Raw genomic sequence first — 19,716 nt, 5'->3', positions numbered from 1 at the left:
CAATAACTATAAGTATTATGAGCGTACCTTCTAACCTAAAATATACCAAAGACCATGAATGGGTCGCTATTGACGGTGATATCGCTACTATTGGAATTACCGATTTCGCACAGGGAGAATTAGGAGACATTGTTTATGTTGAAGTAGAAACGGTTGATGAAACTCTAGACCGAGAAGAAGTGTTTGGTACGGTTGAAGCCGTAAAAACAGTATCAGACTTGTTCTTGCCACTCTCCGGAGAGATCATTGAATTCAATGAGAGCCTGGAATCGGAGCCGGAAAAGGTCAACTCCGATCCCTATGGCGAAGGATGGATGATCAAATTAAAGCTATCGGACCCTTCCCAAATCGATGACCTATTAGATGACGCCGCGTATAAAGAACTTATCGGAGCGTAATTCACTTCTAATAGTTGGGATTTTTTATACAGTGTTGGTCACTGTGGCCTTCTTGTCTCCCGCCACCGACCTTCCGGGTATTTCCGTGCCTTATTTTGATAAGTTAGTTCACATTATAATACATTGGATCTTACTTCTTATTTGGCTGTGGTATACCAAGTTAGCTGACCAAAGTCATATTTCAAACAAAATTATAGTGGTAGTTTTAATGACGTGCTTCTTATACGGTTGTAGTATAGAAGTGCTTCAGCTCTGGTTCACCACTTCGCGTAACTTTGACGTATTCGATATCGTTGCCAACGGAATAGGCAGTGTGCTAGGGCTGATTTCTTTCAGACTCCTTAGAAATAAGGAGGTGAAATAGTAATGTCACCTAAAAACACCGCATATGGAAATCAAGAAGAACCCTAGTTTCGACCTTGGCAGACGCAGTCTACTTTTCTTTCAGATAGGGATGATCGTTATGCTTTTTATTACATGGCAAGCCTTAGAATGGAAGAGCTATGATCGCCGCACCGTAGAACAAGGTCAGTTGGAGATCTCAGACGCTATTGATGAAGTCATCCCAATTACAGATCCTCAATACGTGCCACCACCGCCACCTCCTCCATCTATCACTCCCGTAATGATACTGCAAGTTGAAGACGAGGCAGATGTTGAAGAGTCGATCATTGAATCTACAGAAACCAATCAAAATGATGATATCGTTGACATCCTTGCCGTAGAAGAGATTGAAGAAGAGACGGAAGAAGAGGAAATTGTAAACGTGCCTTTTGCAGTTATTGAGAATGTACCTATCTATCCAGGTTGTGAAGATGCCGGAGATAATAATGCTAAGAAGAAATGCATGTCGGATAAGGTGGATGCCTTCGTTCGAGATCGCTTCCGTACAGATCTGGCCACAGAACTCGGTCTTGAGGGGAAACAAAGAATCTTTGTGCAATTCAAAATCGACAAACACGGAAATGTGACCGACGTGCGTGCGAGAGCACCACATCCAAAACTGGAAGAAGAAGCGGTAAAAATTATCAAGTCACTGCCAAAAATGATCCCGGGCAAACAGCGAGGGGTTCCTGTGGGAGTACTATACGGTCTTCCTATACTGTTCCAAGTAGCAGATTAGACACTTAGAATTACTTCAAAGTAAGGCCGGTACACTGTACTGGCCTTTTCTATGGCATAATAATTGATACTTAATAGATAGCTAAAGACAACGTGTTAGTGTTATTTCTGAAGGTGTCTTTCGATGATACGGTACTTTTTTCTGAAGCAAATCACCGAAATACTTTTTTTCGCACGTTAATTTTTATTTTCGCTTTAGAATACAATTGTTTTTATATATTTTAGCAACTGCATAAATACTCTATTATGGAACCTAAGAAAAACCCGAAAGCCGATTTAAGCAGAAGAAGCATGTTATTTTTCCAATTGGGAATGATTTTGATGCTCTTTCTTGCCTGGCAGGCTATCGAATACAAGACCTACGACAGGTCTTTAGAAACCGATACATTAGCGGTTAGTGATGAACTGGAAGAAGAAATCCCCATTACACAGCAAATTGAACCGCCACCACCGCCACCGCCACCGCCACCAGCTCCCGAAGTGATCGAGGTAGTTGAAGATGAGGAAGAGGTAGAGGAGACCATAATTAAATCCACAGAAACCAATCAAGAAGAAGAGATCGTAGAGATCGAAGAGATTGAGGAAGCCGTGGAAGAAGAGATTGCAGACGTTCCATTTGCAGTGATCGAGAACGTACCGGTTTATCCCGGATGTGAAGGTGCTAGCGGTAACAATGCAAAGAAAGCATGTATGTCTGAGCAAGTTGACAAATTTGTTAGAAAGAAATTTAATGCCGATCTCGCAGGCGATCTTGGACTGGAAGGTATCCAGAGAATCTTCGTGCAATTTAAGATCGACAAGAATGGAAATATTGTAGATGTAAGAGCGCGGGCGCCACACCCTAAATTAGAGCAAGAGGCTGTGCGTGTGGTAAGTTCACTTCCTAAGATGATCCCCGGAAAACAACGCGGAAAACCAGTAGGAGTGCTCTATTCATTACCTATTAGATTCCAAGTAGAGTAGGTTCTTTCTTGAATATAGAATAAAAGCCCCGAGCAATATGTCCGGGGCTTTTTTTTGTGGCACAACAGTTGTAATACATAAAGTACTACTAATCCTTAAATACAACTGTTATGAGATCACTTGTAAACATTTTTAAAAGCAACCAACCAAAAATGCTTTCTAAAAGAGAGGATAAGAAACGTATTAATATTAATTGGAACTCGAGATTGTTCTTCCAGTTAGGGATCATCGCAAGTTTACTTGCCGTTTTTGTGGTTATGGAAAGTACCATCGGGCTCACCCCCGTAGATAGAACCATCGCAGATGATTTCTATTTAGAAGAACCTCCTATCTACGATATTGTGATCCAGAATGAATCGCCCGCACCGGTAGTTCCTCCAAAGAAGGAAGTAAAGATTACTAAACCGGTCAAGAAGGTTCCGTTGGTGAATATTAAACCTATTGACAATAGTTCACCTGCGATCTCTGAAAGCCCGGCCGAACCTACAGACGTAACTCCTAAGGACCCGGTGGTGGTTGCCACACCTCCTGTGGCCGTCACACCTAAAGATACCAATCCAAAAAGTATTCTTGGCGTGGAATTCGCACCGGTATTTCCCGGATGTGAATCACAGTCTAATAACAAAGAACGAGTAGATTGTATGTCGTCTAAGATCAATCAATTTATTAGTAAAAAATTCGATGTCGATAAGTTTTCCGGGTACGATGCTAGAAATCCTTTACGTATTTCTGTGACTTTCAAGATCGATGAACAAGGTTATGTAACCGATATTCGCGCACGTGCCGCCGATAGCAAGCTGGAGAATGAAGCCAAGCGTGTAATTGACCAACTTCCAAAAATGCGTCCCGGAAAGCAAGGGGATGAGAATGTATCGGTTCTTTATACCGTGCCTATAACACTTAGAATTCAATAAAAAAAGACACACTATTCATATTTAACCGCTCACGATACTCCCGTGGGCGGTTTTCTGTTTAATCATGGAGCGCAAAGTAAAAAAACGTATCTTTCCGTTTTATTCCAAATGTCGTTATTCATGAAAAAACTTGCCCTGCTTCAGGTTTTGTTGATGTCCCTTATTGGTATTGCACAAAATAATACTTCCAGTTTTGAAAAATACCCCGTTTTCCCGGAATGTTCAGAAGTCTCAGTGAGCCAGTTGGAGGCATGTTTTAACACTACGCTGCAGCAGTTTGTATATAGTAATTTCAAAGTCCCTCAAGTAGTTGCCTCAGAAGATTACACGGGAGAAGTGATCGTTTTTTTTGAAGTGAACGCCGAAGGCGCCTTCAAGGTGCTTTATGTAGAAGCCTTTTATAACGAATTGAAAGAAGAAGCACGCAGGGTTTTTGATCTTCTGCCCACCATTTCCCCTGCTACATTTAGCGGCAAACCCAGCTATGTGCAGTTTACCATGCCTATTAAAATACCTTTGGTGATGCCTTCTGAAAAGGAAGCCGAAAATCCTTCAGCAAAACCAGATCAGTCTTCCGAATCGGAAACCATAACATCCTTAAAAGGAGAATACGATGCTATTGTAAACCTTCCTTATACGAATGAAAAATTCAGCAGTAATATAAACATTCCCTTGTCTCACCATCAATACAGTCTCTTCGACCCCGCCTTGAATAGAGTAGGGCAGAACAACCATACCGCTCAAAAACCATACGTTTACAGTGAGGTTAATACGTATTATAATTTCGAGTCCGCACAACAAAAATTACTAAAGAACAAAACATCTTGGCTGGGGAGAAAGTGGTGGAATGAGCACATGGTCACTATAAAGGGTGACGGTTACTGGCTTACCTTGGATCCCGGTGTAGACCTTCAAGTAGGACGCGATCTGGATACGGATATAGATACCTACAACAATACCCGATTGGTCTATACCCAGGGAGGCATTGGAAAACAGATCAATTTTTTTGCAGTTGTCTATGAGAGTCAGGGACGATTTGCCGATTATTTCAACAGGTATGCAGAGTCCATTAAACCCGATGGAGGCAACCCTGCAATCATTCCCGGAAGAGGAATTGCCAAAACATTCCGAAGTGATTCTTACGATTATCCCATAGCGACGGGCCATGTTTCTTTTACTCCTTCAAAACACTTTAATATTCAATTGGGACACGGAAAGAACTTTATTGGAGACGGTTACCGGTCGCTGCTGTTTAGTGATAATGCAAGTCCGTATCCTTTTTTCAAATTGAATACAACGTTTTGGAAACTTAAGTATACAAACACCTGGATGTCGTTGCGTGATGTCCGCTCCGAAGTAACACAAGATGGTTCCTACCGCACAAAGTACATGGCAAACCACTATTTAAGCTACAATGTGACCAAACGCTTGAACATAGGGCTTTTTGAATCGGTGATCTGGGAGAATGACAACGACAGGGGTTTCGATTTCAATTATGTCAACCCTGTGATCTTTTACCGAGCGATCGAATTTTCTACTGGATCCCGAGGCGGGAATGCGCTTATTGGCTTGAGCGCCAAATACAAGTTCACAGATCGTGTGAATGCTTATTCGCAGCTAATAATCGATGAATTTTCATCCGGAGATATTTTTGGAGGTGAGGGAAGCTATAAGAATAAGGTCGGGTACCAAATAGGTGCTAAGTATTATGATGCGTTCGGATTAGAGAATTTTTATTTACAAGCAGAATACAACCGCGTACGACCCTACACTTATTCACACAATTCGATTGTATTGAACTACGGCCATAACAATCAGTCCATGGCGCATACATTAGGGGCTAATTTTTCAGAATTCATTGGTATTGCGCGCTATCAATATGGAAGGGTTTTTGGCGATCTAAAGGTAATTGTGGCAAAACGAGGCCTGGAGGTGAATACCACAGAAGATCCTTTCTTCTATGGAGGCGATATCTACGGGACGGAAGATAACAGGCCTTCGGACCTTGGCAATGAACTAGGACAGGGTAATACCACCGATTTTTTTCATGCTGAAGTACAGGCAGGGTATCTTATAAATCCTTCAACCAATTTAAAGGTGTATGGGAGTGTGATCTTCAGGGATTTTAAACCGGAATTTAATACCGAGACCGTCTTTGAAAATCAAACCACCTGGATCAACTTTGGAATTCGCACCGATCTCTTCAACTGGTACTACGATTTTTAGTTATCGTTGTTCCCTGCTTCCAACTTTTCCTTTGGAATCCCATATTTATCTTGTGTTTCGGCATATAGCATTTCATGAAACTGTGCTGTCTTGATATAACCATCGCCATACCCTTTAGCATCATATTCTTTGGTAAGGTTTAATTTTGAAATTTGATCCTTACTTTTCTTAGACATGAAATGATAGGCGTATTGTTCGGTAAGATATCTCAGCATTCCTATAGATTCCTTTAGGTCGCTAAGTGTTGCTACAGGGCCGTGTCCCGGGATGATCTTTGTGTCCTCATTGATAAGCATTGTGATCTCATTCAAAGCTTTTAGAGCGCCATACACATCGCCTCCGTGAGCAACATCGATGTAGGGATATTTTCCGTTAAAGAACACATCGCCTGTATGGAGCACATTGCTTTCAGTAAAATAGACCAGTGCATCACCATCTGTATGTGCTTCATGTACGTGAAAGACCATGATTTTTTCCCCGTTGTAGTGAAAGGTTAGGTCTGTTTCGAACGTTACCACGGGTAGGATCTGTTGATCAATCTCTAGGTAATCCCCAACCTCACCTACCGATTTCTTGGCCATTTCTTTGGCGCGCTCATTTTCGCCTCCGTCTGAAGCAGCTTTTGTCAATGCTTTTTCATAGGCAGCATTGTATTTTTTTTGGGCCTGCTCCATTCCCACTTCCAAAAGTCTTTTTCGCGCATTTTCGTGAGCAATGATAGCCGCACCCTGCTGCTTAAAATTTGCATTACCTCCGGTATGATCACCGTGATGGTGTGTATTGATCAAAAACTGTATGGGTTTTGAACTTAGAGATCTAATCCGGTTAAGGATTATAGGGGAAGCCTCCGCAAATTGGTCGTCGATCATAAAAACGCCGTCATCGCCAACAGAAAGTCCAATATTGCCTCCCTTGCCTTCTAACATATAAATGCTTTCGGCAACTTTTGTAAGCTTTAACCCATCATTCTCGGCCTTTATGGCAGCAGCTTTTTCTTTTTCATCATCGGTGAGTTCACTCGATTTTTTTTGAGCAATGGCTGAAAGAGATATGGAAAAAATAAGGCAAAAGAATAAAATGGAATGTCGCATAACGGTATTTTTTAATTCACGGCAAATTAGTAAAAAAACTAGAAATATTGCGGTAACAATATGCAATATATATTGCGGAAAAATGCTGGGTAGTGTATCTTTGCAGCCTGAAATATCTAGGTATTCATTTAGGTGTTTCGCTAAAAACAAATAAGTGGCCATTACCCATTCACAGTCTGTATCGAAATCGCTTATAAGTAACTTTACCGAGATCACAAAGGTGCGCTTATCGGTTAGTGTTGTTTTTTCTTCAGTGGCGGGCTATTTGTTAGGGGCTGAGACTATCGATTTCTTTACATTGTTCTTGCTTGTTATTGGCGGGTATTGTATGGTGGGCGCCAGCAATGCCTACAACCAAATAATTGAAAAGGACTTGGATGCCTTGATGGATCGTACTAAAAACCGACCCATTCCGGCTGGGCGCATGCGCGTTTCAAGTGCCTTCATATTGGCCAGTGCCCTTACCATTACAGGTATCGTGGTGCTGTATATAATTAACCCTCAAACAGCCATGTTTGGTGCGATCTCCATCTTTATGTATGTGAGTTTGTATACACCGCTTAAAACCAAGACCCCACTTTCAGTATTTGTGGGAGCATTTCCCGGAGCTATTCCTTTTATGTTGGGATGGGTGGCTGCTACCAACGATTTTGGTATCGAGCCGGGCACCCTGTTCATGATACAATTTTTTTGGCAATTCCCTCACTTTTGGGCTATTGGGTGGTTCTTGTTTGAAGATTACAAAAAAGGAGGCTTCTATATGTTGCCTAACGGAAGAAGAGACAAAGGAACCGCCATACAAGTAGTATTGTACAGTATTTGGACAGTACTGGCCTCCCTTATACCAGCTGCAGGGGTTACGGGCGATCTTTATATTACACCGGTTTCGGCACTACTAATAGGTCTCTTGGGTGTAGGGTTCATTTATTACGCGTTAAGGCTATATAAACTTAAGACTGAAAAAGCGGCACGCCAGCTCATGCTTATTAGCGTAAGCTATATTACACTGCTGCAAATTATTTACGTACTCGATAAATTTTTAAGATAATGGATTATACCGAAGGAACCGAGGATAAGAAGATACGGAGAGCAAAGAAGATGATGTTGTGGTTTGGGATCATAAGTCTGTCTATGAGTTTTGCAGGTTTGACGAGTGCCTATGTGGTAAGCAAGGAACGACCCGATTGGTTGACCGATTTTGAAATACCAAATGCGTTCTATATTAGTTTGGTCGTTATCCTGTTAAGTAGTGTGACCATGCATTTGGCGAAAGTCAATGTCGGTAAAGAGAAGAATTCCTTGGGAATGTTCTTGCTTGTAAGTACGCTGCTTCTGGGAATAGGGTTTGTTTGGTTGCAGTTTTTGGGATTTTCACAGATCATTGAGAACGGGTATTATTTTACCGGAAGTGAAAGTACCATCACCACCTCATTTATTTACTTGGTGGTGCTTATGCACTTGGCTCATATCGCGATGGGCCTCATTGCTTTACTGGTTGTAATTTATAATCATTATAAACTAAAGTATACAGGTGGAAAGACCCTTGGGGTAGAACTTGCGGCCACTTTTTGGCATTTCGTTGATATTCTGTGGATTTATCTGTTTTTGTTCTTTTATTTCGTTCGATAATTCTACTTGTTTTAAAAGAATCACAGAGGCGTGACTTGCCCTAAATCTGTTGGATTTCGATAAATTAAAGGTGGATGTTTCGTTAGATAAAAATAATACCTATTTTTGTGCTTTATTTAACACCAAATTCTCAGTATGGAAGCTACTGTTGCTAAAACAGGTACCGAAGGAAAAACATGGGGTGGTGGTAACCAACCATTGAACGCCAGCTACGGAAAAATGATGATGTGGTTTTTCATCGTTTCAGATGCCTTAACGTTTTCAGGATTCTTAGCCTCTTACGGCTTTTCTCGTTTCAAATTCATAGATTCTTGGCCTATCGCAGATGAAGTGTTTACCCACTTCCCGTTCTTACATGGGGTAGATGCTCCTATGTACTATGTGGCTTTTATGACCTTTATACTTATATTTTCTTCCGTGACCATGGTACTTGCGGTGGATGCAGGTCATAAAATGCAGCAAAATAAAGTAATCCTCTATTTGTTCCTTACCATTATAGGCGGTGCTATTTTCGTAGGATCACAGGCGTGGGAATGGGCAACATTCATCAAAGGAGATTACGGGGCAGTAGAGACCAAAGGAGGTAAGATCCTCCAATTCTTAAACACCGAAGGCGAGCGCGTCGCAATCGCCGATTTTGCAACGAAGATTCCTACGGCTCGTAACGTTCATGAAGAAAGCAATGGGGTTTGGTACATGGCAGAACCTACTCAAACAACGTTTAGCTTTGAAGAAGTAAAGGCCGGATTTTTGGCGGATGAAAGTCTGTTGGTCCGTACTCAGTATCTGGACGAAAATGGTTTCCCAACCGTTTTGAGCAGGGAAGAATCAATTGCAAAAATTGTCAACGATGGAAAAATAGTGGTTGAAGGAGCAAACCTGAGACATAATGAGTACGGGACACCTCTTTTTGCCGATTTCTTTTTCTTCATTACAGGGTTCCACGGGTTTCACGTATTGTCCGGGGTTCTTATTAATATCATCATCTTTTTCAATGTAGTGATTGGTACTTACGAACGTCGGGGAAGTTATGAAATGGTTGAAAAAGTAGGATTGTATTGGCACTTTGTAGATTTGGTTTGGGTATTTGTATTTACATTCTTTTACCTTGTTTAAGCAGCAAATTCGTTAAAAATGGCACACGAACATAAATTAGAAATTTTTAGAGGACTTATAAAGTTTAAGTCTAACGAAGCAAAAATCTGGGGTGTATTCACATTCCTGTCAATTGTTACCATCATTGAAGTTGCTTTAGGTATCATTAAGCCCGAGGTGCTTATCGATAATCGCTTCTTGGCGATGAAATTGCTCAACTGGATATTCATCATCCTTACTTTGGTAAAGGCCTACTACATTACCTGGGACTTCATGCACATGCGCGATGAGAAGAAATCATTACGGCGCGCGGTGGTATGGACAGCCATTTTCTTGATCTGCTATCTTGTTTTAATACTCTTGATCGAAGGCGATTATATCTTCGATGTATACAAATCCAACTACGTTAAGTTCGATTTCTAAAAAATTCATCAAACCTTAAGAGCCCTGTTCATCAGGGCTTTTTTTATGCCTCAAAAACAAAAAATTAACCTCGAAAGGTTGCTAAAAGACTGCGCAGGCCGTATTTTTGCCATTCAAAAAATTGACTCATAAAAATGAAAAAGTATTTAGTTCTCGGGGTTTTGTTCTTACTACCCATAACGGCATACATTTTCTTTGCTTCGGGAGTCAATAACTTCGCGAAACTTCCTGTGCTTACTCCTGGGGTAACAGAGCTTACGAAGTTCCATACCTTGGAGGGAAATCCTGTAGTGTTGAAAGATCATATTACCGTGTTAGGTTTCTTCGGAAATGAGGTGGCTTCCAAACATGGCAACGCTTTCAATCTTATCCAGAAGATCTATAAGAAGAACGAAGGTTTTGAAGATTTTCAACTGGTCATTCTATTGGAGAAGGGGACTGAAATTGAAGCGAAAGCACTTCAAGTAAAGTTAAAAGAAATGGCCTCGATGTCTAACTGGAAGTTTGTATTTGGAAGTACCGATGCTATTCAGCAGGTATTCGATTCACTCAAGACCGATCATGTCCTCAGATCCGATTACAGTACGCCCTATGTCTTTATAATAGATAAGGATCGAGGACTTCGCGGAAGGGATGATGACGAAGATGTTGGGGTGTTGTATGGTTTCGATGCCCGCGATGTGGCCGAAATAAATAATAAAATGAGTGATGATATTAAGGTAATCTTGGCAGAGTATCGTCTGGAATTGAAAAAATACAAAGCAGATCGAGAGATTTAAGATTGATGAAAAATTATTCGTACATAGGCATTAGCTTGGTCATTTTGCTCTTCGGAATTTGGGCCGTTCCAAAGATCGTAGCTAATTATTCAAAACCCGATCTGGTTGTTATTGGCGATGTTCCTGCCTTTAGCTTTACCAATCAAAACGGAAAGACAATCACTAACGAAAACTATGAAGGAAAGGTCTACGTTGCAGAGTTCTTCTTTACAACCTGTCCGTCGATATGCCCGATCATGAATCGCAATATGGTGAAAATTCAGAATGAATTTTACGGAAATCCAAACCTTGGGATCGCATCTTTCAGTATCGATCCAATATACGACACACCGCAAATATTAAAAGAATATGCCGAAAGCTATGGGATCACTAACCCGAATTGGCACCTGTTGACGGGAGAGAAGGATGCTGTTTTTAAATTGGCCAACGAAGGTTTTAATCTGTATGTAGGCGAAGCTCCTAATGTTGAAGGCGGCTTTGAACACTCGGGTTTTTTCGCTCTTGTGGATCAAGAAGGTAAGATCCGTTCTCGTATCGACGAAAACGGGAATCCCATCATTTATTACGATGGTCTGGAAGAAGAAAGTATAAAAATGCTCATGGAGGATATTAAACAGTTATTATAGTATGTCACAAATTTCAACAAGTACTTCAAAAAAATACACCGTCTGGATTTGGATTCTTTCCATAGCTATTCCACTTGCGGTAGCAGTACTTTTTACTATTAGAATTCCCGGTGTTGAACGTCTGGGGTTTCTGCCGCCTATCTATGCATCCATCAACGCTCTTACCGCAGTCTTGTTGGTGACTGCCGTGATACAAATAAGAAGAGGCAACAGAATTGCTCACGAACGACTTATGAAGATAAATATAATGCTCTCCGTTATCTTTTTGGTAATGTACGTTGCGTATCACATGACATCAGATTCCACTCCTTTTGGAGGGGAAGGCGTAATTAGGTATGTATACTATTTTATTTTATTGAGCCATATCCTTTTGTCGATCGTGGTTATCCCATTTGTATTGATCACCTATGTACGTGCCATCTCAGGAAACTTTTTTGCTCATAAAAAGATTGCACGAATCACCTTCCCGCTGTGGCTCTATGTTGCGGTTACGGGCGTTATTGTGTATCTTATGATTTCTCCTTATTATTAGAAACATGAACCGAACCGGCATCCTTTTTTTCCTGATATGCGTACTGTGTGTACTGCCCGCTGAAGCGCAATGTGCCATGTGCCGTGCTGTTTTAGAAAGTGAAGAGGGTGGACAAGCTGCTAAAGGGATCAATAACGGGATCGTCTATTTAATGATATTTCCTTACTTGCTCATTGGCGGTATTGGATATGTGATCTACCGTAGCAGGCAGAAGGCAAAGACCGAAGCGTAATTCTTGTGTCGTCACTGGGTGTGAGAAGATTATTTTTTGTCAACTTTGTAACACATTGGTCGATCACTAGACAAATTAGCAATTACCCACTTTATGAAGAATTATATAGCCTTATTCTTTTTCCTTTGTTTGGGAGTTTCGAACTTCGCACAAGAGAAGAACTGGACGCTTAAAGAATGTGTAACGCACGCTCTTGAGAATAACATATCTGTAAAACAAAGCCTCCTTGATGTTGCTTTAACCGATGTTGAAAAACAGGATGCGATAGGTAACTTCTTACCATCCATTAATGCCAATGGGTCGGTTTCGAAAAACACAGGGTTAAGTTTGAACCCCACCAATAACGAATTGGAGAGTACGACTTTCTTATCAGCCTCGGGTTCTATTAACGCCGGATACACCTTGTTCGACGGTCTGCGTAATATTAGACAGGTACAACGCGCAAAACTTTCGGCTTTGGCAAGTCAATACAGACTTACCAAAATGCAAGATGATATTGCTTTATTTGTTGCAAATGCATATTTGCAGATACTATTGAACAAAGCGAACTTGGAAGTGATCAAAGCACAAAATCAAGTAACAATATCTCAAATAGAACGCACCAATGATCTTGTCGACGGCGGCGTGCTTCCGCGAGGCGATCTGTTGGAGATACAAGCAACCTATGCGAGCGAACTACAGCAGATCGCCATTGCCGAGAATGCACTTACCATTTCAAAAATAAACCTTGCACAATTACTATTGGTAGAGGATTATCAAAATTTTGACATCGCAGACGAAGATTTTACAATAATTGATGAAGGTGTTTCAGCACAGGATGTGACTACCATCATCACATCGGCGAAAGAAAATCGTGCTGAAGTAAAGATCGCAGAGAAAAATGTAGAATTGGCAGAAAAGGACCTTCAAATAGCCCGCGGGGCGTATTATCCAACCCTTTCAGCCTTCTTTGGATACAATACTCGATATGCAGATAATGACCCCTTGGAACGTGATTTTACGGAGCAATTGTATCTTAACGACGGAATTGGGTACGGCCTGCAACTTAATGTACCTATCTTAAACGGATTGTCGGTTCGTGGTAATGTGCAACGTAATAAGATCAATTTGCAGCGCAGTAAGTTTCAGTTGGAACAGGCAGAATTGGACCTGGAATCGAATGTCTACCAGGCCTATGTCGATGCAAAAGGAGCGCTAAAATCGTATGAGGCGGCGAAAGCAGCATTAGAATCACAAGAATTGGCTTTTCAATATGCCAGGGATCGTTATGACGTGGGATTGACCAATGCATTTGATTTCAGTCAGTCGAAATTACGATACGACAATGCACAAATTGAAGTGAATCGAGCGAAATACGATTATATTTTTAAACTAAAAGTACTCGAATTGTATTTTGGAGTACCCGCAACCGAATTAAAGTTCTAATTATGAAGAGAAAGACACTTATCATTATTGTTTCAGTAATAGCAGTGCTCATTGTATTACTTATTGTTGGTAAAAAGGCCGGCTGGTTCGGTAAAACCGGCAATGTAAAAGAAGTGGAGATCACCAAGATCGAGCCTCTTGATATCATTGAAACTGTCGCGGCTACCGGAAAAATACAGCCCGAGGTGGAGGTGATGTTATCTTCTGAAGTATCTGGCGAGATCATCGAATTACCCATAAAGGAAGGACAACAGGTAAAAAAGGGCGACCTATTGGTAAAGATCAATCCGGACCTTATTCAATCTGCTTTAAGCCAATCTCAAGCAGGTTTGCAAAACGTACGGGCGCAATTGTCACAGGCTGAAGCCAGTTTGCGAAATGCCGAACTTAACTATAACCGGAACAAGACCTTGTTCGAAAAAGGGGTGATCTCTAAATCGGAATGGGACCGCTCTGTAGCCGATTATGAAGTGGCACAGGCGAATAAGCAGTCGGCGTACTACAACGTTCAAAGTGCTGCGGCAAATGTAAAACAATCCAGAGATAACTTATCACGTACGTCCATTTTTGCGCCAATGGATGGTACCATATCAAAATTGTCTGTTGAGCTGGGTGAGCGCGTGGTAGGAACGGCGCAAATGGCCGGTACCGAGATTGTACGGGTGGCTAACTTGGACAATATGGAAGTTGAAGTTGATGTGAACGAGAATGATATTGTGAAAGTTTCCTTGGGAGATTCCACAATTGTGGAGGTGGATGCTTACCTAAAGCGCGAATTCAAAGGGGTCGTTACCGAAATTGCAAACTCTGCACAAAGCGCCTTGTCTGCAGATCAAGTGACTAATTTCAAAGTAAAAGTTCGAATTCTCGCAGAATCTTATAAAGATCTTACCGAAGGAAAACCCGAATTCTATTCTCCTTTCCGTCCCGGAATGACAGCCACAGTAGACATCATTACCAATAAGAAGAAAAATGTCATTGGTGTACCCATCAGTGCGATCGTGATCAAGAATGATACTAGCGACGTGAAAAAACCGGCCATGAGCGAAACTACTTCAGTGAACACCGAAAAATTTGAATGTGTCTATGTAAAGAACGGAGATGAAGCGAAGTTACGTGTTGTAACAACCGGCATACAGGACGATTCCAATATTGAGATCACTTCGGGGTTGACAAAGGACGATGTGGTCATTACAGGACCGTATAATACAGTTACCAAAACACTTAAATCCGGAGATAAGATAGAAGTGGCAGCTCCTGCCAAATTAGAAAAAGAAACAGAAGAGAACTAATGGCTACTATATTATGTCTTGAAACTTCCACCACAAATTGTTCAGTAGCGCTTTCAGTAAATGGAAGCGTTATTGCATTACAGGAAGATATGGAAGGAGGGTATTCTCATGCTGAAAAGTTACATCCCTTTATTGAAAGCGTTCTTGCCGAAGCAGATATCGAAAAGAACAAACTGGATGCAATTGCCGTTAGTAAAGGCCCGGGGTCGTACACAGGTTTGCGAATTGGAGTATCTGCTGCCAAGGGTTTGTGTATGTCCTTGGATATTCCGCTTATCTCTGTTGCAACCTTGCGGTCACTGGCATTGCAGGCGAACGATTCGAAAGCTCGGTTTTGTATCCCTTTGTTGGATGCAAGACGTATGGAAGTCTATGCTTCGGTATTTGAAAATGCTTCCGAGATTCGAGCGACCAAAGCCGAGATTCTTACCCCTCTTTCATTTTCAGAATATCTTGAAAAGGGAACCACTGTTTTTATAGGAAACGGGGTCCCAAAGTTTAAAACAATATGTCAACACTCCAACGCTGTTTTTATGGAAGATTATCTTCCTTCGGCAGCGCAAATGAGTTCAATTGCCGACGCTAAGTTCAAGAAAAACGATATCGAGGATGTCGCGTATTTTGAACCGTATTACTTAAAGGATTTTATTGCGGGATAATCTAAGTCGTAGAGCTACGATTTTGAATCACTTTCTGTTTTATATAAATGTACATCTCTTTGCGGAAACGGGATTACAATCTCGGCGGCTTCAAGCCGTGCCTTTCCTTCTTCAAGGATATGCCAGCGCAGATTCCAGAAATCTTCGTTCTTGGACCAGTACCGTACCGACAGGTTTACTGAGCTGTCTGCCAATTCTGAAACTACGACCATAGGCATCTTGTCCTCTAACTTTAATACTGTCTCCTGCTCCATGACCAGACCTAACAGTATGTCTTTCGCTTGTTTGATATCACTGTCGTATCCAATGCCAAAGATGATCGCTTCTCTGCGAATTCCTTCTTCGGTGTAATTTATGATCGTATCGTTGGACAATTTTCCATTGGGAATTATAGCGAGCTGATTCCCAAAAGTAGTTAAGTGCGTATTGAATATAGATATGGTCTTTACAGTACCTTCCACACCTTGTCCTTTTATAAAATCACCTACTCTAAAAGGCTTCAATAGCAGGATAAGCACACCCCCGGCAAAGTTTGCCAGTGAGCCTTGGAGGGCAAGACCTATCGCCAATCCGGCGGCACCAATGATCGCTACCAGACTTGCAGATTCCACCCCTAGTTGTGTTATAACTAATACGAATAACACGATCTTGAGCCCCCAATTGATGAGGTTTGCTGCAAACCTTTCCAAGGTGACATCAAACTCCTTCTTCGCAAAAAATTTGTTGACCAGGCGATTGATGAACTTTATCACCCACAAACCTATAAGCAACAATAGTACGGCACCAATTAATGAAGGTAAGAAGTCGATAAACTTTTCTCCGTATTCTTGAATGTAGGTATCTATATCTTTGAATTTTTCCATCGTTCTTTAAAAATTTTTAATTGTTTCAATTGCCTTTTCTACTTCCTTCACCGGTAATTTACAGGTGTTGTTCACACATACATAGATGTATGTTTCACCTTCCACAAAGCGTCCTTCCAGAAGATAGCCGTCCTGCTGTGTGGTACTTCCTGCAATTAGCATATTAGGGATGTAGTACGTGTGAAGCGCAGCTATTTGTTCTTCAGCTTCAGGGCCAACCACCACCACTTCAAAGTACTTGGATTGATAATTCCTGAGCAGGTCCATCCAGTTGGAAAAACCGGATGGGTATTGTTCCAGTTCAGGAAGGACATTCTTCAGCATTTGTTTGCTGGTCTCTCCGTACTTCGGTTTGTCGAAGTAATGGGACAACTTAAAGAGGTTCTTGGCCATAATGGAGTTGGAGGCAGGAATGACATTATCCCTGTACTCAAAAGTACGTGTCATGAGTTTGGCATCTTCTTTTGAAGTAAAGTAGAACATGTGCTTTTCTTCATCAAAGAAATACGAGAAGGTATAATCTGCTAGGCGTTTTGACCGCTCTAACCAAACAGCATCCATGGTTACCTCATACAATGCCAAGTATCCTTCTATCACCGCTGCGTAGTCCTCCAGATAGCCATTGATACTGCTTTTGCCGTCCTTATACGTGTGGTACAATGCGCCGCTGGATTGTAATTGGGTCGAGGCGATGAATTGCGCATTTTTTAAGGCAGCTGCTAAGTATTCTTCTTTCTGAAAGGCTTTATAGGCATCTACATAAGCCGTTAGCATCAGCCCGTTCCACGAAGTTAGTGTTTTGTCGTCCAGTCGGGGTTTTGGGCGTTTGTTTCGGAATTGGGAAAGTGTCTTTTTCCATGTTTCTTTCTTTTTCTGAAATGCTTCAGTCGTAAGTCCGAAATTTGAGGCAAACGTAGCATCGTCCTCATTCCGAAGCAATATATAATGATCTCCTTCCCATTTTCCGAAGCTATTAATGTTGTAATATTCACTAAAAAGCGTAAAATCATCCTTTAACAACGGTTTTAACTCTGCTTGTGTATAGATATAATAGGCTCCCTCTTCAAGCTCCCCCGAAACTGTTTCACTGTCGGCATCCAAAGACGAATAAAATGTACCTTCGGCTGTGGTCATTTCCCGCTGTATATAATCGAGCGTTTCTTGAACGACCTCCTTATAAAGTGCTTTCTTAGTAACCAAAAATGCATCACTGTACAGGCTCACAAGCTGCGCATTATCGTAGAGCATCTTTTCAAAGTGCGGCACATGCCAGCGCTCGTCCACGCTGTAACGCGAGAAACCGCCACCTATCTGGTCGTAGATCCCCCCGTAGGCCATTTGATCCAAGGTCAAGGTCACGAACGCAAGGAGTTCTTCATTTTCAGTTTGTACGGCTTCACGTAATAAATAATGATAGTTGTTAGGCATCATGAACTTTGGCGCTCTTTTATACCCGCCATATCTGTGGTCGAAACCGGCCGACCATTTTTCGATTACTTTTTTGGTATCATAGCTTGTAAAGTCAACAACGTCCTTATTAAAAGTGACAAGATCCATGCTCTTTACACCTTCTTCCAGTTTAGCGGCATATTCTTCCAGTTTGGCCGGTTCGTTTTCGTAGATCTCCTGTATTTTATTGATAGCTGCTATCCATTCTTCCTTTTTGAAGTAAGTGCCTCCCCAAACGGGACGACCATCGGGTAAAGTGATCACATTTAGTGGCCATCCTGCGCTACCGGTCATAAGCTGTACCGCATTGATATAGATTTGGTCGACATCCGGACGCTCCTCACGATCCACCTTCACCGAAATAAAATGCTGGTTCATCACCGCTGCAACAGTAGAATCCTCAAAACTCTCACGCTCCATTACATGGCACCAGTGGCAGGCCGCATACCCAATACTTACAATCATAAGTTTGTTCTCCTGCTTAGCTTTATCCAGTGTTTTCTCATTCCAACCGCGCCAGTTCACGGGATTGTGGGCGTGTTGAAGCAAGTAAGGACTTGTCTCGTCTATAAGTTCATTGGTATATTGATGTGTTTCCAAAGATTTTTTATTTGAAGAATTACACGATAAAAACAGAAGAGAAATAAGGACTACGGGAAAAAGATAGCGCATAGGTTGAAAAATAGAAAAACAAAAATACGCTTTTGATCATCAAAAGCGTATTCATGTAAAAAAGTCTTATAATTTAATTGACTTCAAATGTAATTTTCACATTCACCCGAAACTCGGTAATATCGTTATTGTTCACTATGGCACTTTGTTCGTGCACATAGACAGACCGGATGTTCTTTACGCTCTTGGCGGCATGTTTTACTGCATTTTTGGCAGCATCTTCCCAACTCTCATTGGAGTTTGCCAATACTTCTATAACTTTTAATACAGCCATCTTCTTAGGTTTTTATGTTAGTTACCTAAAATACAATTTTAAGTGCCAAAAGTTGTCAAAATATCGTTAAACCTTGCTCTGCAGAGAGAAAATAAACAATTATGCGTTAATAGCCTCTACTTTAGTGACACGCCCTTGTAGCATCTCATTAAGCATGGTCTCAATACCATTCTTTAAGGTAATGGTGGAAGAGGGACAGCCGCTGCAGGCACCTTGCAACAAGACGCGAACCGTTTTAGTCTCTTCGTTGAAAGAATCAAATGCAATATGGCCACCGTCACTGGCAACGGCCGGCCGCACGTACTCATCAAGGATGGCGATGATCTCTTTATCGATATCCGAATAGTTGTCGTTTGTCTCTTTGTTTACTTCGGAAGTTGTCGCTGCTGTGTTACTCTCTTTCTGAAGCATTTCATCCAAAAGTACAGGTTTGTCGCCTTCAATATATTTTCGAATAAACTCGCGAATTTCCATTGAGATTTCCTGCCATTCAGCAACATTGTATTTCATTACAGAAACATAATTCGCACTAATGAATATTTCCTTCACAAATGGAAAACTGAACAATTCCTTGGCAAGCGGTGCATGTACTGCTTCATCGATATTCTTAAATTCGAAAGTGCCGGTTACCAAAGGCTTATTAGCCACAAATTTCATAACCGAAGGATTTGGGGTACTTTCAGCATAGATAGTGACAGGCACCTTCTTAGGTGCGTTGGTTTCGAGAATAACCGCTTTACCCGAATTCAAATAATCGCTAATAGCCTGAGAAACTTCGATTTCTACATCTTTCCAAGTGACGATATTGTATTTTTCAATCGCAATAAAATTTTGAGAGATGTAAATAGTCTTCACAAAGGGCAAATAGAATAATTGCTGGGCTAATGGACTCGCAGCTGCCTCGTCAATATTCTTAAATTCGTAGCTAGTTGCCTGTGTTAAAAAGGAATTGACTACAAATTTTACAATATTTTCGTTATTTGTGGGTTGTATATGAATGTTAAAATCAGACATTTAATAGCATTTTTTGCAAAAATATAAAAAGAAAATCA

The 19,716-nt window shown here is 41.3% G+C and carries 22 protein-coding genes; 17 read left to right on the top strand and 5 right to left on the bottom strand.

The genetic code is table 11. The annotated features are described in order from the left end of the window. The first annotated feature begins 17 nt into the window (after nt 1–17). The 6 genes from gcvH to JS40_RS07700 all read left to right on the top strand — a co-directional run bounded on the left by gcvH (nt 18) and on the right by JS40_RS07700 (nt 5,623). The gene (gene gcvH, locus JS40_RS07725; RefSeq protein WP_034259618.1) at nt 18–398 is read left to right on the top strand and encodes a glycine cleavage system protein GcvH; all 381 of its coding nucleotides are present in this window, start codon (nt 18–20) and stop codon (nt 396–398) included. Continuing rightward, complete coding sequence (locus JS40_RS15665) at nt 364–762, top strand: VanZ family protein (protein WP_084677462.1); 399 nt, start codon at nt 364–366, stop codon at nt 760–762. The genes gcvH and JS40_RS15665 overlap by 35 nt, the downstream gene beginning before the upstream one ends. A 24-nt stretch (nt 763–786) precedes the next feature. Then, complete coding sequence (locus JS40_RS07715; RefSeq protein WP_034259616.1) at nt 787–1,521, top strand: energy transducer TonB; 735 nt, start codon at nt 787–789, stop codon at nt 1,519–1,521. Nucleotides 1,522–1,766: 245 nt separating this feature from the next. Next, a complete protein-coding gene (locus JS40_RS07710) occupies nt 1,767–2,483 on the top strand; it encodes an energy transducer TonB (protein WP_034259615.1) in 717 nt (238 codons plus the stop codon). Between the two features lie 110 nt (nt 2,484–2,593). Next, a complete protein-coding gene (locus tag JS40_RS14820; protein ID WP_084677461.1) occupies nt 2,594–3,397 on the top strand; it encodes an energy transducer TonB in 804 nt (267 codons plus the stop codon). Nucleotides 3,398–3,517: 120 nt separating this feature from the next. Further along, the gene (locus JS40_RS07700) at nt 3,518–5,623 is read left to right on the top strand and encodes a gliding motility protein RemB (protein WP_034259613.1); all 2,106 of its coding nucleotides are present in this window, start codon (nt 3,518–3,520) and stop codon (nt 5,621–5,623) included. Here JS40_RS07700 and JS40_RS07695 read toward each other — a convergent pair. Beyond that, a complete protein-coding gene (locus JS40_RS07695) occupies nt 5,620–6,714 on the bottom strand; it encodes an MBL fold metallo-hydrolase (protein WP_084677539.1) in 1,095 nt (364 codons plus the stop codon). The genes JS40_RS07700 and JS40_RS07695 overlap by 4 nt on opposite strands. 154 nt (nt 6,715–6,868) lie before the next feature. On the opposite strand from JS40_RS07695, the gene cyoE reads away from it, so the two are divergent. The 11 genes from cyoE (at nt 6,869) to tsaB (ending at nt 15,406) form a co-directional block, all read left to right on the top strand. After that, nucleotides 6,869–7,762 carry a heme o synthase gene (gene cyoE, locus JS40_RS07690; protein WP_034259612.1) on the top strand — a complete coding sequence of 298 codons (894 nt, stop codon included), beginning with the start codon at nt 6,869–6,871 and terminating at the stop codon, nt 7,760–7,762. Continuing rightward, the gene (locus tag JS40_RS07685; RefSeq protein WP_034259611.1) at nt 7,762–8,343 is read left to right on the top strand and encodes a cytochrome c oxidase subunit 3; all 582 of its coding nucleotides are present in this window, start codon (nt 7,762–7,764) and stop codon (nt 8,341–8,343) included. The genes cyoE and JS40_RS07685 overlap by 1 nt, the downstream gene beginning before the upstream one ends. A 135-nt stretch (nt 8,344–8,478) precedes the next feature. After that, nucleotides 8,479–9,459 (top strand): cytochrome c oxidase subunit 3, encoded by a 981-nt coding sequence (locus JS40_RS07680; protein ID WP_034259610.1) that lies wholly within the window; start codon nt 8,479–8,481, stop codon nt 9,457–9,459. Nucleotides 9,460–9,477: 18 nt separating this feature from the next. After that, entirely contained in the window at nt 9,478–9,861 is a 384-nt protein-coding gene (locus JS40_RS07675) for a cytochrome C oxidase subunit IV family protein (RefSeq protein ID WP_034259609.1), read from the top strand. 134 nt (nt 9,862–9,995) lie between these two features. Further along, nucleotides 9,996–10,640, top strand: a complete 645-nt coding sequence (locus JS40_RS07670; RefSeq protein WP_034259608.1) for a hypothetical protein — start codon at nt 9,996–9,998, stop codon at nt 10,638–10,640. A 5-nt stretch (nt 10,641–10,645) separates the two neighbouring features. Next, nucleotides 10,646–11,266, top strand: coding sequence for an SCO family protein (locus JS40_RS07665; RefSeq protein ID WP_034259607.1), 621 nt, complete (start codon nt 10,646–10,648; stop codon nt 11,264–11,266). Between the two features lies 1 nt (nt 11,267). Next, nucleotides 11,268–11,798, top strand: a complete 531-nt coding sequence (locus JS40_RS07660) for a DUF420 domain-containing protein (RefSeq protein ID WP_034259606.1) — start codon at nt 11,268–11,270, stop codon at nt 11,796–11,798. A 4-nt stretch (nt 11,799–11,802) separates the two neighbouring features. Beyond that, entirely contained in the window at nt 11,803–12,030 is a 228-nt protein-coding gene (locus JS40_RS07655) for a hypothetical protein (RefSeq protein ID WP_034259605.1), read from the top strand. Between the two features lie 93 nt (nt 12,031–12,123). Beyond that, on the top strand, nt 12,124–13,455 hold the full coding sequence (locus tag JS40_RS07650) for a TolC family protein (RefSeq protein WP_034259602.1): 1,332 nt from the start codon (nt 12,124–12,126) through the stop codon (nt 13,453–13,455). 2 nt (nt 13,456–13,457) lie between these two features. After that, nucleotides 13,458–14,747: an efflux RND transporter periplasmic adaptor subunit gene (locus tag JS40_RS07645; protein ID WP_034259599.1), complete on the top strand. Its 1,290-nt coding sequence runs from the start codon at nt 13,458–13,460 to the stop codon at nt 14,745–14,747. Next, entirely contained in the window at nt 14,747–15,406 is a 660-nt protein-coding gene (gene tsaB, locus JS40_RS07640) for a tRNA (adenosine(37)-N6)-threonylcarbamoyltransferase complex dimerization subunit type 1 TsaB (protein WP_034259596.1), read from the top strand. Before JS40_RS07645 ends, tsaB begins: the two co-directional genes overlap by 1 nt. 14 nt (nt 15,407–15,420) lie before the next feature. Here the strand turns inward: tsaB and JS40_RS07635 are convergent, their stop codons facing one another. The 4 genes from JS40_RS07635 to JS40_RS07620 form a co-directional block, all read right to left on the bottom strand. Then, nucleotides 15,421–16,269: a mechanosensitive ion channel family protein gene (locus JS40_RS07635; protein WP_034259593.1), complete on the bottom strand. Its 849-nt coding sequence runs from the start codon at nt 16,267–16,269 to the stop codon at nt 15,421–15,423. 6 nt (nt 16,270–16,275) lie between these two features. Next, nucleotides 16,276–18,318 carry a thioredoxin domain-containing protein gene (locus tag JS40_RS07630; RefSeq protein WP_316932512.1) on the bottom strand — a complete coding sequence of 681 codons (2,043 nt, stop codon included), beginning with the start codon at nt 18,316–18,318 and terminating at the stop codon, nt 16,276–16,278. A 145-nt stretch (nt 18,319–18,463) separates the two neighbouring features. Then, nucleotides 18,464–18,664, bottom strand: a complete 201-nt coding sequence (locus JS40_RS07625) for a dodecin family protein (protein ID WP_034259588.1) — start codon at nt 18,662–18,664, stop codon at nt 18,464–18,466. A 99-nt stretch (nt 18,665–18,763) separates the two neighbouring features. After that, entirely contained in the window at nt 18,764–19,678 is a 915-nt protein-coding gene (locus tag JS40_RS07620) for a NifU family protein (RefSeq protein WP_034259585.1), read from the bottom strand. Between the last annotated feature and the right edge of the window lie 38 nt (nt 19,679–19,716).

The organism is Altibacter lentus (assembly GCF_000746845.1).
In the GTDB taxonomy this organism is placed as follows: Bacteria; Bacteroidota; Bacteroidia; order Flavobacteriales; family Flavobacteriaceae; genus Altibacter; species Altibacter lentus.
Note: the sequence above shows the minus strand (reverse complement) of the source record. Positions and strands in the feature narration are given on the sequence as shown.